The organism is Kitasatospora sp. NPDC058032, assembly GCF_042885845.1.
Classification (GTDB): Bacteria; Actinomycetota; Actinomycetes; order Streptomycetales; family Streptomycetaceae; genus Kitasatospora.
Map to the genome: position 1 here is coordinate 14,923 of NZ_JBHVRK010000025.1, position 15,023 is coordinate 29,945.

Here is a 15,023-nt window from a genome sequence, read left to right on the forward strand (position 1 = left end):
CGCCCATGACCAGTACCCTCGCGGCGGCGACCGGGAAGTGGACGGCCACCGGCGACCTGCCCGCAGCCGCAGGCTGGTACGGCCGGCATGACCACGCGATCGTGCTGACCGGCACGAAGGTCCTCGTCGTGGGCGGCTCCGACGGATCGGCCGCGGCCCTCGCCCGCGCCGCCGTCTACGACCACACCACCAAGGCGTGGACCGCCACCGGAGCTCTGCAGACACCCCGTCGGCTGCACACCGCGACCCGGTTGTCCGACGGCAAGGTGCTGGTCGCCGGAGGCATCAGCGGAACCGCCCAGTTCCCGGCGCCGGGCCTGGCCGCGGCGGAGATCTACGACCCCGTCGCCGGCACCTGGAGCAGCACCGGGAGCATGCACACCGCGCGCTGGGGACACAGCGCCGCCCTCGTGGGCGACAAGGTGCTCGTCGCGGGCGGTACGACGATCCGGTCCGCCCAGTCGGTCAAGGCCCTGGCCTCCGCCGAGCTGTTCGACCCGGCCACCGGGACGTGGACGGAGACGGCACCGATGACCGACGCCCGCAGCGGGCACCCGGCGGTCGTGCTGGCCAACGGCCGGGTGCTGGTCACCGGCGGCACCCTGCCCACGGCCCGTGACGAGGACACCGCACTGGCGTACTGCGAACTCTTCGACCCCGGCACCGCCACCTGGAGCCCGACCGGCGCCCTTCTCGCCCCCCGCGCCGAGCACCAGGCCACCGCGCTCGCGGCGGGAGCCGCGGTGCTCGTCACCGGCGGACGGGCGCCGGGCGGTCCCGGCGACGGCACCTTCGACCCGTTCAGCCGGGCCGGGGCGGAGCTCTACAGCCAGGACACCGGAACGTGGACCGCGGTACCGGACATGCCCGGCGGCCGTGCCCTGCACCGCGCCGTTCCGCTCGGGGGGACGCAGGTCCTGGTGGTGGGAGGCGGCGACGGCGCGGGTGACGACGTCGGCTATGCGAGCGCCGCCCTCTTCGACTCCGCGACCCGCAGCTGGAGCGCCGCGGCAGGGCTGAGCACGGGCCGGTTCGCGTTCGCCGCCGCACCCCTGTCGGACACCCTGGTACTGGTCGCCGGGGGCGTCGTGCGCTCCGGACAGGCCGCGGCCGACCCCGGCGTCCAGGAGCTGACCGTCAAGGCGGAGTTCTTCGACGTGGCCGCGGCGGTCACCCCGTGACGGCCAACGCCTACACGTTCCTGCCCTGGCTCCGGGCCGGCATCGCCACCAGGATCACCACCGATCCGGGGACCGCAGCCCGGGCGAGCGTTCCGGTCGCGCTGCGGGTCACCGCGGAGGACGGCACCGGCGCGGGGCCGCTCAGCCGTGACGTGCAGCGCACCGTGCAGATCTACGGTCCCGGCGACGTCATCGGGATCGATCCGCGCGCCGTCTCGCGCACCGAGCCGCGGTCCTGGATCACCAACATGGAACCCAACTACCTGGCGCACATCGAGTTCCAGGACGAGGACTTCCCCTGGCGCTACAGCCCCGCCGCCCCCGACGCCACCACACGCCGGCTGCTGCCCTGGCTGGCCCTGGTCGTGCTCGCCGCGGGGCCGGACTCCCGCTCCACCGACGGCGCCGAGTTCACCGACGGCAGGGCGCCCGGCCGGCCACTGCCGTACATCGCCGTGAGCAACCCGAGCGCTCTGCCGCCGTCCGACCAGCTGGGCGCCTGGGGACACGTCCACGTCGACGGATCGCTCGACTCACCCGTGGTCTCCGAGGACATGGGCACAGTGCTGCCCGCGCTCGCCCAGGTGCTGCGCACCAACGCCGACCACGCGTGCGCCCGGCTGCTGTGTCCACGTCGGCTGACTCCGGACACCGCCTATCACGCCTTCCTCGTACCCGCCTTCGAGACCGGACGCCTGGCCGGCCTCGGTCTTGACCCGGCCGCGGCGCCGGGCGCGCTCCACCCCAGCTGGGGGAAGAGCTACAACGGCCAGCAGGCTCCGGGGCAGCTGCCGTACTACCACCGCTGGTTCTTCTCCACCGGCAGTGCGGGCGACTTCGAGTACCTGGTCCGTCTGCTGGACCCCGTTCCCGACCTGGACCCCCGGGTCGGCCGCCGGGACCTCGACGTGCACCGGTCGGCGGGGCCCGGACTGCCCGGCATCACCGTGCCGACGGTGCTCGGCGGCGTGCTCAAGCTCGGCGGCGCGTTGCGGCAGCCGGACCGTCCGAGCGACGACTACGACAACTGGGACGATCTCCAGCGGCTCGGATTCCACTATCCGCACCCGTTCCAGCAGGCTCTGGCCGGTCTGATCAACCTGGCCGACGACTACCTCACCCGGACCCCGGCCGCCGCCCACAGCGCCCTGTCGACCACGCTCGCCGCGCCGGCCGTCGGCGCCGCCGATCCGGTGGTCACCCCGCCGCTGTACGGACGCTGGCACGCGCCGGCCTCCCGGCTGCTGACCGAACGCGACGGCAGCCCGGCCGCCAACCAGCGCAACTGGGTGCACCGGCTCAACCTCGACCCCAGGTTCCGGGTGGCGGCCGGCCTCGGTGCCCAGGTGGTGCAGAAGCGGCAGGAGGAGTTCATGCAGGCCGCCTGGGCCCAGGTCGGCGACGTCCTGGCCGCCAACGCGCGCATCCGGGCGGCGCAGTTGGCCCGCGAAGTGAGCACGGTGCTGCAGAACAAGCACCTGGACCCGCGGGCCGCGGCCCTCGCCGCGGTCCCCGCGTCGGGGAGGGCGCTCACCCTGTCCGCGCCGGCCCATTCCCGGGTCGTCACGACCACCCAGGCGGAGGCGGCGACGGCGAGCGGACGGTCGGCGGGCCCGGCCGAACAGGTCGCCGTCGGCTTCCACGTCTCGGAGAGCCGGGTCTCCACCGCCCCGGTGTCCGCGCCGATGCGCCGCATCACCCGGCCCGGATCACGGCTCGTGCGCGGGCTGCCGTTCACCGCGGACCAGCCGCCGCAGGACCTCATCGTCAGGATGGACGCGGACACCGGAGGCGTCACGGCCGCGCCCCCCAAGGTGCGGCCGGCCGCCGTGATCACGCCCACCCGGCTCGACCAGGTGCTCCACCCCACCCCGGCCGTCGCCGCGGTCGCGGCCGGGACCGCGGCCGCGACCGACCCGGTGGACCAGCTGCCGACGAGCCACGACTTCGTCCTGACGCTCCCCGGGGACACCTTCATCCCCTCTCCGGGCGGTGCGGACAGCCCCGAGGCCCAGTCCTTCAAGCAGGCGCTGCACGAGATCTACCAGGGCTACTCGGACGCCCAGCTGGGCGGCCAGGCCGGCGGACGCCGCCCGCTGAACGTCCTCGGCACCACGGCGGCGACACTGGCCGGACTGCGGCCGGACGACACCGTACCGCGGAGCCTGCTCAGCTCCGTCCGGCTGCCCGGGCGACTGGCACCCTTCGCCGAGCAGTTCCTCGAAGCCATGGCGTACCCGGTCCTGGACATGCCGATGTACCGGGCGCTGCTCGACATGTCGGTGGACCTGTTCATGCCGAACATCAACCTGGTCCCGCCCAACTCGATCACCCTGCTGGAGACGGACCAGGAGTTCATCGAGGCCTACCTGGTCGGGCTCAACCACGAGATGGCCAACGAGCTGCTCTGGCGCGAATACCCCACCGACCAGCGGGGCACGCCCTTCCGTCAGTTCTGGGACGTCCGCGCGGTGCCCGCCCTGCCGGGCGAGAGCGCCGGCGAACGGCACGAACGGCTGTACGACATCCCGCCGATCGCCACCTGGACGCAGGAGTCCAAGCTCGGCGAGCACAACAACCGCGAGACGGGCGTCCAGGCGAACGAGCTGGTGCTGGTCATCCGCGGCGAGCTGCTGAAGAAGTACCCCAACGCGGCGATCTACGCCCACCGCGCCCGCTGGGAACTCACCGACGGACAGCCCGACCCAGCGAAGGAACGCCTGCCCGTCGACCTGGTCGACGAGGCGAACCCCTCGCACGACGAGATCCGGCTTCCGCTGTACGAGGCGAAGATCGAGCCGGACATCTACCTGCTCGGCTTCGACCTCACCTCCACGGAGGCCAAGGGAGCCGAACCACCCGGCAGCGCGGGCTGGTTCTTCGTCATCAAGGAACGACCGGGGGAGCCCCGGTTCGGCGCGGACGTCGAACCCGACGCGACCCCGCCCCGGGTCGAGGTCTGGAACGACCTCTCCTGGCCGGACATCGATCCCGCGTCCACCGGGTTCGTCCGGCTCGACGAGAACACCGTGCCCGTCGTCCTGCGCGAGTTCGCCCACCCGGAGGACGACCCCGAGAAGCACGACCAGCACACCGAGGACCTGTCCCTGCCGCTGTGGCACGCGGGACTGAGCTCCGCCGACATCGCCTACGTCCTCTTCCGGGCACCGGTTCTGATGGCCGTGCACGCACAGGAGATGCTGCCGTGACCACCCTCCACCCGACCGCGGCCCTGCCGCTCAGCGACGACTTCCCGGTCCTCCTCGGACCGGTCCGCATCGAGACCCGCTTCACCGCCGCCGAGCTGCTCGTCCGGATCTTCCCCGACGAATGGTCGGTGGAGTCGTTCGAGCCCCTTCCCACCCCGGCGGAGATCGGCGCGGCCGACGCCTACTGGACCGCGCTGTGGCGGGCCGGCGGCAACGCGCCCGCCGAACAGGCCGCGTGGCAGGAGCTGACGGCCAGGGTGCCGGCGGGGCGGGCGAGCTGGCTGCTGCAGAACCGGCGCCCCGCCAACCCGGCGGAACAGCCCACCGGCGTGGACCCCGGCACCGCCGTTCTGGTGCTCGTCACCCCGCAGCCCGTGGCGGCGGCCGACCGGCAGCCCACCACCACGTACTGGACCGCCGTGTGGCAGGCCCACGGGGACCGGGCCAAAATCGCCGCGGCCGACGCAGCCCTGCTGGCGGCGGTGGGAGCCGCCCGCGCGGACGCCATCCGCGGCAGCCGGCCGGTCGGGATCGACGGCGCGGCGACGGCGACCGGGGACGGCGTCCTGGTGGCGTTCCTCGTCCTGCCGCCTCCCGCTGCCACGGCCGTGTCGTCGCGTTCCTGGACCCGGGCTCCCCAGGCCCGGCTGCTGCCCGACCGGTTCACCGTGACCGGGTACGTCGGCGCCGCCCAGGTGTTCTCCGTCACCGGTGCGCCGGTGCCGGCCACGCTGGACGTCGGACCCGACCCCGGCTCCGCCGAGAAGCCGAAGGTCAACGAGCAGACCGGGGAACTGTTCGTCCCCACCGCGCTGCGCTGGCTGACCGACTTCGACGCGGCGGTCGGCGTCGGCATGGCGGTGCGGGTGCCGCTGCAGGACAGCTTCCGGGGCGGCGTCGAACGGCTCGTCGTCCTCGGTCTGCGGGTGAACAGCACCGCCGACCAGACCGCCGGCGACCTCGCCGACCTGCTGACGCGCCAGTTGCGCAGCCAGGCCGGCTTCAGTCTGCTGCCGCAGGGCACCCCGACCAACAACAGCGAGGAGAAACCCGCGGGACAGGACCCGCGCGCGGTGTCCGCCGCGGTGCTGCGTTCCGCGTCCGCTCCCGTGGCCGCGGCGGCGGCCGACGACTGGACGACCAGGACGGACGGCCGGTGGTTCGCCGAACTCCTCGGCATCGACCCCGCCGTGATGACCGGGGTGGCGGGTGCGGACGGCACGGACCAGCGCGAGGCCAGGGCCGCGAACCTCGCGCTGTGGCCCGCCACCTGGGGCTCCTATCTGCAGACCATGCTGTACCCGGCGGTTCCGGACCCGGCGGTGAGCGACACCCGGGACTTCTTCGTCCGCCACGTCTCCGGACGCGGCCCGATTCCCGCGGTCAGGATCGGACGCCAGCCGTACGGCATCCTGCCGACGACCGTCTTCTCCCGGCTGACCTGGCCCCAGGCCGCCACCCACCGCCGGGCGCTGGGCGCCCTGCTGTCCGCGGCCGCCGACGACTGGAGGAACGCCACCGCCCAGGTGTCGTACCTGGGCAAGCACACCCGGCCCGGGGCACCGGCGGCCGATCCGCACCAGCTGCTGCTGGACATCCTCGCCCTGCACCCCACCTCGGCCGAGTACCACCAGCGCTACGCGCAGAGCGTCGAGGACATCTACAACCGCGAGAACCTCGGCAGCAACGGCCCGCAGGTGCTGCCGGCGCTGGACCGGCTCGGCATGCCGCAGCCGATCCTCGCCCTCCTGCACCGGCTGGCCCCGCCCGGACAGCCCGCCGTCGACCCGGCCATCGTCCGCCGCCTGTTCACCGAGGAGCAGTACCCGCTGCTCGGCCCCCTCGTCGACGACCAGCCGCTGTCCGAGAGCAGGACGGTCCGGTCCTACGTCCCCGACGGGCGCAACTACCTGCAGTGGCTCGCCGACAACGCGGCGCGCGACCTGGAGGCGGTCCGTCTGGAGAAGGGCTTCACCGACGACCGGCCCCCGGCGGCCGTGCTCTATCTGCTGCTGCGGCACGCGGTGCTGCTCGGCTGGGAGCAGACCGCGCGCGGGCTGGCCGCCGCGGCGGGGGAGACGCTGTCGGCCGCCGACCCGCTGTTCATCCACATCCGCGACACCCAGCCGCCCCAGCCCAGCGAGAGCCGGTACCGGAAGCTGTACGCTCCCGACCCCGCCATCACCCATGACCCGTCGAAGCTCGTCGTCGACTTCATTCCGGATGTGCTGTCCACCCATCCCGCGGCCCGGCAGCTGGCCGAGCAGACCGCCGCCCTCCGGCTGCTCGCCGACGTGCCCACCGCCCGGCTGGAACGCGTGCTGGCCGAGCACCTGGACTGCGCGACCTACCGGCTGGACGCCTGGCGGCTCGGCCTGGTCAACGAACGCCTGGCCGAACTGCGGTACGGAGCCGACGGCACCTCCCCGGCCCGTCCCGGGCTGCACCTCGGAGCCTACGGATGGCTGGAGGACGTCAGGCCCGCCACCGCGGCCCTCACCCCCGTCCACCTGACGGGCGGCCTCGGCGCGCTGTTCACCCCGAGCGGTTCCACGCCGCTGCTGCAGGATCCCGGGAACGGCGGGTACGTGCACGCCCCGTCGCCCGCCCAGGCGACCACCGCGGCCGTCCTGAGGGCCGGATACCTCGCCAACGGCTCGCCCGGGAACCCCGGCTGCTTCGCCGTCAACCTCAGCTCCGACCGCGTCCGGGTCGCGCTCACCCTGCTGGACGGGCTCCGGCAGGGCCAGTCGCTGGGCGCGATGCTGGGCTACCGGTTCGAACGGGGCCTGCACGAGGGGCACCCCGAGGTCGAACTGGACAAGTTCCTGCCGGCGCTGCGCGGGGCGTTCCCGCTGCGCTCCGGAAAGCTCTCGACCACCGCACCGGGCACCCCGGTCGAACTGGTCGAGGCACGGAACGTCGTCGACGGACTGGCGCTCGTCCGCGCCGCGACCCGGGAACCCGCCCACCCCGAATACCCCTTCGGCGTCGCGAACCTGCCCACCGCGACCGACCCCGAGCAGCAGGCGATGAACGCCGAAGTGCAACACCTCCTCGACCTCCATGACGCGTTGTCCGACCTCGCCGTCGCCGAGGCCACCCACCAGACGCTCCGGGGAAACCCCGAACGGGCGTCGGCGACCCTCGACGCGTACGCCAAGGAGGGCTTCCCACCCGATCCGGCCGTGGTCCGCACCCCGCGCAGCGGCGTCACCCTCACCCACCGGCTGGGCCTGATGTTCACTCCCGGCCTGGGCCCCGGGCCCGGTCCGGTGCTGTTCCCCGGCACCGCTCCACGGGCGCTGGGAGAGCCGGCGGTCAACGCCTGGCTGCCCACGATGCTGCCGTCCCCGACGGACGTGGCCACCACCGTGGAATGGCAGGACCCGGTCACCGGGGCCCACCGCCTCCGGGTGGTCACCCAGGCCGATCTCGGGCTCCAGCCCCTCGACATGCTGTGGGGCGTACAGCCGTCGGACGACGCGGCCCTCACCGACCTGGACGACCGGATCGTCGCCGTGGTCGTGGCCCAGGAGCGACCACGGCCCGATGCGAAGCTGGCGATCCGCCACACCGAGCGGATCACCGGCAAACTGACCTTCTTCGAGGTGTCGCCCCTCGTCGCCGCGCTGCGCTCGCTGCTGACCCGGTCCCGTCCGCTGCGGCCGACGGACCTGGTCCCGGGCGCGGGCGGACAGCCGGTCGACCGGACCATGGACGACGCCGTCACCCTGGACCGCGGCCGGCCGGCGGCAGTTCGCACCGCCCTCGACCAACTGCGCAAGGACACCACCGCCTACGCCGCCTCGCTGGCTCCCCGCTTCCCCGACGCGCCCGCCCAGCCCGACCGGGCCGCCCTCGTCGCGGGCATCGACACCTTCCTGACCGGCTACGCGAACCTGGCCCGGACGGCGGGCGGCTTCGGCATGCCGCGCAGCGGCTGGGGCGAGGCGGTCCTGTGGCGCGGAGCCGTGTTCGGCGACGTGCTGACGGCCGTCGCGGCGACCGCGGACCGCATGGCCGCCTCGCTCGCGGCTGCCGACGCCCTGATCGCGGCGTACGACCGGCTCCCCTCCTCGGCCACGGCCGACACGCGGTTCGGGCTGCTCCAGCAGGCGGAATGGCGGCTCACCACCAAGCCCACCACCCCTCGCCCCGCCCAGCCCGGGCAGCTGCGCGCGATCGTCGGCGGGGAGCGTGCCGCCTTCAACGCGCGCCTCCTGGCTCTGCGCGCCGTCGGCCGGACGACGGACACCACGCTCAGTGCGCTGCTCGCGGACGTGGCCGCCCTCCTGCCGCTGAGCGCGTTCGACCCGGCGGGGCTCGACCTGACGCCCTTCCAGGACCGGATCGTCGGCTTCGCCCGGGACCTGCTGGACCGGGCCGGCTCCCTGCTCACCGAGGTGACCGGCAGGCTCGCCGCCGCGGACAAGGCCCTGGCCGCGTACGACCAGGCCCTGACCGCCCCCGACCGGGTGCAGGCCGCGACCGACGCGCTGCAGGCGGTGCTCGGCAGCGACTTCCTCGCGGTGCCCGAGTTCACCGCGCCGGACCAGCTCCAGACGGACTGGAAGAAGGCCCGGATCGACAAGGACCAGCTGCTGAGCCATCTGGTCCAGAACTTCCGGCGGGACTTTCCGGTCGACGACTGGGTGCACGGCATCGCCCGGGTGCGCGAGAAGCCGCGGTTGTGGGAACAGGCCGTCCTCGTCGCCGACGCCCTGCGCGGTCCGGGCGGGCTGCTCGGTGACCTCCTCGGATGGCAGGAACCCGAGCTGGTGCCCGTGCAGCTGCCCTACCGCCCGAACGACCACTGGCTGGGCATGGAGTTCGCGGCGGGCACCCGGATCACCGAGGACCGGGTGCTCTTCACCGCGCACTACGCTCCCGAGCCGCTGTTGGGCGTCAACCGGCACTGCGGGCTGCTGCTCGACGAATGGACGGAGGTCGTCCCGGCCCAGCAGGAGACCACCGGGATCGCGTTCCACTACAACGGCCCGGACGCGGAGCCGCCGCAGGCCATGCTCCTCGTCACCCCACCGCAGCGGACGGGCAACTGGAGCGCCGACGACCTGCTCGGTGCCGTCGGCGAGACCCTCGACCTGGCGAAGACCCGCGCCGTCGAGCCCGCGCACCTGGACACCACCCCTTACGCACAACTCCTGCCCGCGACGGTGATGTCGGCGACCCGGCGGCCGATCACGATCAGCACCGATCTCGCAACCGCCAACCTGCGAGGAAAAGCCGATGCCTGAGCCCACCCGTATCGAGGACCTCCGTGCCGCGCTCGACCAGCGGCTGTTCCCCACCGTCGGACTCTGGAACCGCCTGGAGGGCCGCCCGCGCACCACGTCGTTCGAGCGTGCGCTGCGCGCGGAGGTCCGCGACCCGCTCTGGATGCTGACGCGCCAATGGCAGCTCGGCGAGTTCCGGGGCACCGACGCCGGGTCGCCCGTCACCGCGACCTACTCCGTCGCCACCTCGGTGCCCTCCAGGTTCCGGCCGGGATCCGGTGCGGCCGAGGCGCTGCCCACCGACCGGCCGCTGGAGGTGGTGGCCGAGCGCCGGGCCCTGCCGTTCGCGTTCGGCCCGGATCCGATCTCCTTCGACCTGCGCCTGGCCATCGGACGGCGCTGGATGAAGCTCCTCGGCCCGCAGCTCGGCCTGAAACAGCTGCGCAAGGCCTACATCGCCAAGTACCCGATCGCCCTGCCCGATCCGGGAGTGGACGCCGACACCCCGCGCACGTCCGACCTTCAGGTCTGGTCCACCCTGCAGGCGGTCGCCGGCCGCCGGATGGACGGGTACGCGCTCTACCGGCACATCAAGGTGGACAACGGCAAGGCCTCGGACGGCATCTCCGCCTCGGGGCCGGCGCGTGCGCAACTGGACGGCCTGGGTGTCCGTCTCGTCGCCTGGTTCGACGACCTGTTCGACCAGCCCGGCGGCGACGCGACCTGGGACGCCACCAGACTCGAACACCGGTTCTCGGTCTCCGCCGCGCCGACCGGCACCGAGAAGGTCCTGACCGCACAGGAGTTCCCCGGTGGCCACCTGGACTGGCACGCGTTCTCCGTCGACCCGGGTGCGCCGCTCGGCGGGACGACTCCGCCGCCGGCGCCCCTCAACCGAACCGTGTTCCCGGCGCCGGTCCGGTACTCGGGCATGCCGCTGCCCCGCTGGTGGGCGGTGGAGGACGGCCGGACCAACTTCGCCGGCGTCCAACCGGACAGCACCGACCTGGCGAAGCTCGTCTTCCTCGAGTTCGCGCTCGTCTACAGCAACGACTGGTACCAGCTGCCCTGCGACCTCCCGGCCGGAGTGCTCGCGTCGATCCAGGGCCTGGCGGTCACCGACGTGTTCGGGCAGCGGCAGTGGATCAGCCCGGCGGGGGCGGGCCAGGACGAGGACTGGCAGCGCTGGTCGATGTACACCCTGGACACGATCGGCACCGCCGACGTTCCCGCCGACCTGAGCCTCTTCCTCCCCCCGACCGTGCCCAAGGTGGCCGAGGGAGCGCCGCTGGAGGAGATCGCACTGATCCGCGACGAGAACGCCAACATGGTCTGGGGCGTGGAGAAGACCGTCCCGCTGCCCACCGGTGAGGGCCGTCGGGGCAGCGAGGTCGTGGCGCAGATCCTCCAGCACCGCCGGCGCTTCGTTCCCGCCCCGGCGGCCGACGCGCCCCGTGCGCCGATCGGTTACCAGGCGATGAGCGTCGTCCCCGAGAACTGGGTGCCCTTCCTCGCGGTGCACGTCCCCGGCGGCGACCGGGCCATCCGCTTGCAGCGCGCCGCCATGCCCAGCGTGATCGACGGCAAACCGGTCCGGCCGCACACGAGTCTGCTCAGGGAGGGCATCGACGCGGGAAACCCCTACTACGTCAACGAGGAGGAGGTGCCTCCGACCGGAACCACGCTCGCCCTCGCCTACCACCGCACCCGCTGGTACGACGGCAGCGTCTCCGTCTGGCTCGGCGCCCGACGCGGCGTCGGCCGCGGCGAGGGCTCCAGCGGGCTGGTCTTCGACACCCTTGTCGACACCGCTCAGCCCTGAGGCACCGGCCGCTGGAACCCAAGCGGCGGACGGGGCCCGCTGCCTGCCTTCGGAGGAGCCCGTGTCGCACGTTCGGTCCAAGCGCGCGCGCCCTCGGGGGGCCTTCGGCGGACCCGGCGGAGGCTGGGGCGTCAGGTGGGGGGATCGCCAACCGAGACGGAGAAGCCGTGACCGAGCCGGACTACTACCAGTTCCACTCCTCCCACGGGCACCATGCCCCGCTCCACATCGTCTGGATGCCGCTCGGAGCGGGCGGCCTGAGTTCCTTCGAGTACGCCGACCCGACGAGGTCCCGCGTCTTCCGGGGCGACGAAGTGAGCGTGGTCGAAAGCGCGCTCGGCCGGGTGGTGAGCGTGACGATCGAGACGAGTGTCGACCGCGGATCGACGTCGTTCTCCCTGCTGGTGCCGTCGGTCAACCTGAACGGGCACACCGCGACGGTGAGCACCATCGGCATCACCACCGTGCACCGGATCGGGATCGGGCCCATGACCGGGCAACTTGACGTGTACTCCGAGAGCCCGCTCATCGGTACGGCCGAGAGCCGCATCATCCCCCTCGACGAGAGAGCCGGTGCCGGCGCCGCTCGCGCCTGACCGTGCCCAGCGCACACCGCTGCCCCGGTGCGGGAGAACGATTCCCGCACCGGGGCAGCGGTGTTGCACGGGTCCCGGTATGCCTGTCGAGGCGATCGTATTTTCTCCGTGCCTGGTCATTTTCATGGGGCAGGGTGCTAGCCTGACCGGGTCCCGTCCGGCACCGAGGGTGAGGGGGCGGCATGGACAGGGACTCCCTTCCGATTCCACGTCTGGATTTCGGTGAGTGGGTCGTGCCTTTTCCCGATCGAGGGCATTATGTTTTTCTTCGGAGCGACTCGCTCCGGCAAACGCAGAACGAACCGCCCACGGCCCAGGAATCCGGGGTCTGGCTGGGGCGGACCGAGTCCGGCGCCTCGGTCGTTCTCCCGGTGCGGCTGGAGGTCGTCCGAGGATCCGTGAAGCCGGTCTTCCTCGCGATTCTGCACCACGGCGACGAACTCTATTTCGCGGGTCACACCGTCGCATTCCACGAGGTTCAGCGCGTCGTTCTCGCCGCGGGCTCACGGTTGGTCGGGTCGAAATGCCAGCAGTGCCGGACGCGGCTGACCGCGGGAGGCGGTGTCGTGCAGTGCCCGCTCTGCGGTGGTGCGTATTGCGACGACTGCTGGAAATTCCTTGATCGGGACCGCTGCTATTCCCGCGGTTGTTCATACAGCCCGTCGGAGCCGGACAAGGGGGTGACCGAGCGTGGCGCCCGGCCGGTATGAGCGGTTGGAACAGATCGAGTGGTGGGACGCCGCACGGGTCCGCGGAGCGCGCTGTGTCGTCGCCGGCGCGGGCGCCCTGGGCAACGAGGTGGTCAAGAACCTCGTGATGCTCGGGTGGGGGGAGGTCGTGGTCGTCGACTTCGACACCGTCGAGGAGAGCAACCTGAGCCGATCGGTGTTCTTCGGGCAGGCCGACGTGGGCAGGCCCAAGGCTCCGGCCCTCGCCGCGGCCGCGCGGCGGCTCAATCCGGACTGCCGGGTCCTGGGGCTCGACGGGGACCTGCGGCTGCTGCTCGGGGCCGGGCTCGTCCAGCGGTCGGACGTGGTCTTCGGCTGCCTGGACAACCTGGGCGGGCGGGTCGCGCTGAGCCAGCTCGCCCGGCAGGCCGGCCGACTCATGATCGACGGCGGGCTCACCACCTGGGAGGGCACGGTCCAGCTCTTCGGCCCCGACACGGCCGACGGACCGCAGCCCTGCTTCGCCTGCGGCCTCAGCTCGGCCGACGTCGAGGAGCTGGCGCTCCGTCAGTCCTGCCTGGCGTACGAGCGGCGCGCGCTCGCCGAGGGCGGGGTCCCGACCACGCCGACGCTCACCTCGGCCGTCGCGGCGCTGATGGTGCAGGAGGCGCTGAAGCACCTGCACCGGGACCGGCACGACCAGCAACTGGCGCTGGGCCGCGAGCTCCGGCTCGACATGGCCAACTGCCGGTTCTGGAACCATGCGCTGCCGATCGATCCCGACTGCGTCCTGCACCGGGAGCCGGCCGCGCCGGACGCGGCCGCCGGGCCCGACGCCGGGGACAGCTGGCGGAAGGTGCTCGAACACTGCCGCGCGTCCGCCCGGCTGCCGGAGGGCGTGCTCCAGCTCCCGGCCCGGCTGCTGCTGGGCTGGGAGTGTCCGGTCTGCGGGCGCTCCGAGCAGGTGATGCGGGCCCACGCGGCGGACGGCCCGCCGGTCTGTCCGCACTGCGACGCGGATGTGATCCCGCGGTTCGCCGCGCACGTGGAGGGGGGCGAGCCGTGGATCGACCTGTCGCCGGCGGAGATGGGCGTTCCGCCGTGGACGTGGATCGAACTGCGGGCCGAGGGCGCCGTGGTGACGTTCGAGCTGTCGGGAGACCGCGGACCGCTGCCCGAAGCCGCGGGATCCGAAGCCGCGGGATCCGAAGCCGCGGGATCCGACACACCGGAAGGAGGTTCGCCGTGGTGATGAGCCCGCGCGACCGGCGGCTGCAGAGCGAGTTCGAGGAGATGAAGAGCCTCGCCGCCTCCAGCTCGATGCTGAGCTTCACCAGCACGGGTGTGCCGCCGACCCAGTACAGCGTCACCCTGACCTGCCGCGGGTTGATGCGGTGGAACGACCGGGTGGGCGAGACCGACCGGCACGAGTTCGACATCACCCTGGGTGCGGGCTTTCCCAAGTTCCCCCCGACGGTGGTGTGGCGCACGCCGATCTTCCACCCGAACTTCAAACCTCCGCACATCTGCACCGGGGACATCTGGTACCCGGGGATCTCGGTCGCCGAGTTCTGCGTGGAGATCTGCAATCTGATCCAGTACAAGTCCTTCAACATCTACGATCCGCTGGACGTGGAGGCGAGCCTCTGGCTCGTGGTCAGGCTCGACGAGGAGAATCCCGGCATCCCGGTGGACACCCGGCCGCTCAGGGACCTGGACTTCGAGATCACAGCCCGGGCCAGCGCCGGGCCGGACGCGGCGGGGGACCGTGACGACGACTGACACCATCTCCGGGTACTTCGACGCCATCGAGTGGTCGTACAAGGTGACCGGCCCGAACCAGGTGGTCACCTCCTACCGCTGCCCGGTTCCGGCCTACTTCTACGCCGTCGGCATCGAGGTCGTCCTCGGCCGGCACTGGATCGTCGTGCGCGCGCTGCTCCAGCGGAGCCTCGACCACGCGCAACGCGAGTCCGTCCTCCAACTCGTCTCGCAGTGGAACGTGCTGAGCTACCGCGCCCGGTTCGTGCTGATCGGCGACTGCGTCGTGGTGCAGGCCGAGATCCCGGCGGGAAGCCTGTCCCTGGACGAGTTCCTGCTCTGCCTCACCGCCGTCTGCCGCTACAGCACGTTGGCCGGGACGGAGATCGCCGCGGTCGCGACCAACCCCTCGCTGCGCAAGAAGCTCGACGAGGTGATCGGGGAGAACCGGCCTCCGGCCTGGGCCCAGCCCCTGTCCCTGGCCGATGCGGACCTCGATTTCGACATCACCCCCAACCGATTCCCGGACTCACCGGACACCCCGTGAGG

General features: G+C 72.6%; 9 protein-coding genes. All 9 read left to right on the forward strand.

Annotation, left to right across the window (positions count from 1 at the left end; all coding sequences use genetic code 11):
- Positions 1–5: 5 nt before the first annotated feature.
- A complete protein-coding gene (locus ACFVUH_RS30135) occupies positions 6–1,181 on the forward strand; it encodes a Kelch repeat-containing protein (protein WP_387916495.1) in 1,176 nt (391 codons plus the stop codon).
- On the forward strand, positions 1,178–4,390 hold the full coding sequence (locus tag ACFVUH_RS30140; protein ID WP_387916497.1) for a hypothetical protein: 3,213 nt from the start codon (positions 1,178–1,180) through the stop codon (positions 4,388–4,390). Before ACFVUH_RS30135 ends, ACFVUH_RS30140 begins: the two co-directional genes overlap by 4 nt.
- On the forward strand, positions 4,387–9,648 hold the full coding sequence (locus ACFVUH_RS30145) for a hypothetical protein (RefSeq protein ID WP_387916499.1): 5,262 nt from the start codon (positions 4,387–4,389) through the stop codon (positions 9,646–9,648). The genes ACFVUH_RS30140 and ACFVUH_RS30145 overlap by 4 nt, the downstream gene beginning before the upstream one ends.
- Positions 9,641–11,449, forward strand: coding sequence for a hypothetical protein (locus tag ACFVUH_RS30150; RefSeq protein WP_387916501.1), 1,809 nt, complete (start codon positions 9,641–9,643; stop codon positions 11,447–11,449). Before ACFVUH_RS30145 ends, ACFVUH_RS30150 begins: the two co-directional genes overlap by 8 nt.
- Positions 11,450–11,616: 167 nt before the next feature.
- Positions 11,617–12,045: a hypothetical protein gene (locus tag ACFVUH_RS30155; protein ID WP_355366259.1), complete on the forward strand. Its 429-nt coding sequence runs from the start codon at positions 11,617–11,619 to the stop codon at positions 12,043–12,045.
- Between the two features lie 182 nt (positions 12,046–12,227).
- Positions 12,228–12,755: a hypothetical protein gene (locus ACFVUH_RS30160; RefSeq protein ID WP_355366256.1), complete on the forward strand. Its 528-nt coding sequence runs from the start codon at positions 12,228–12,230 to the stop codon at positions 12,753–12,755.
- Between the two features lie 4 nt (positions 12,756–12,759).
- Positions 12,760–13,965: a ThiF family adenylyltransferase gene (locus tag ACFVUH_RS30165; RefSeq protein ID WP_387916503.1), complete on the forward strand. Its 1,206-nt coding sequence runs from the start codon at positions 12,760–12,762 to the stop codon at positions 13,963–13,965.
- Positions 13,959–14,495, forward strand: a complete 537-nt coding sequence (locus ACFVUH_RS30170; RefSeq protein ID WP_355366250.1) for a ubiquitin-conjugating enzyme E2 — start codon at positions 13,959–13,961, stop codon at positions 14,493–14,495. Before ACFVUH_RS30165 ends, ACFVUH_RS30170 begins: the two co-directional genes overlap by 7 nt.
- Complete coding sequence (locus ACFVUH_RS30175) at positions 14,482–15,021, forward strand: hypothetical protein (RefSeq protein ID WP_387916505.1); 540 nt, start codon at positions 14,482–14,484, stop codon at positions 15,019–15,021. The genes ACFVUH_RS30170 and ACFVUH_RS30175 overlap by 14 nt, the downstream gene beginning before the upstream one ends.
- Positions 15,022–15,023 lie beyond the last annotated feature (2 nt).

Coding starts and splice junctions, on each gene's coding strand:
- ACFVUH_RS30135 (WP_387916495.1), top strand. CDS start 6: ATGACCAGTACCCTCGCGGCGGCGACCGGGAAGTGGACGGCCACCGGC.
- ACFVUH_RS30150 (WP_387916501.1), top strand. CDS start 9,641: ATGCCTGAGCCCACCCGTATCGAGGACCTCCGTGCCGCGCTCGACCAG.
- ACFVUH_RS30160 (WP_355366256.1), top strand. CDS start 12,228: ATGGACAGGGACTCCCTTCCGATTCCACGTCTGGATTTCGGTGAGTGG.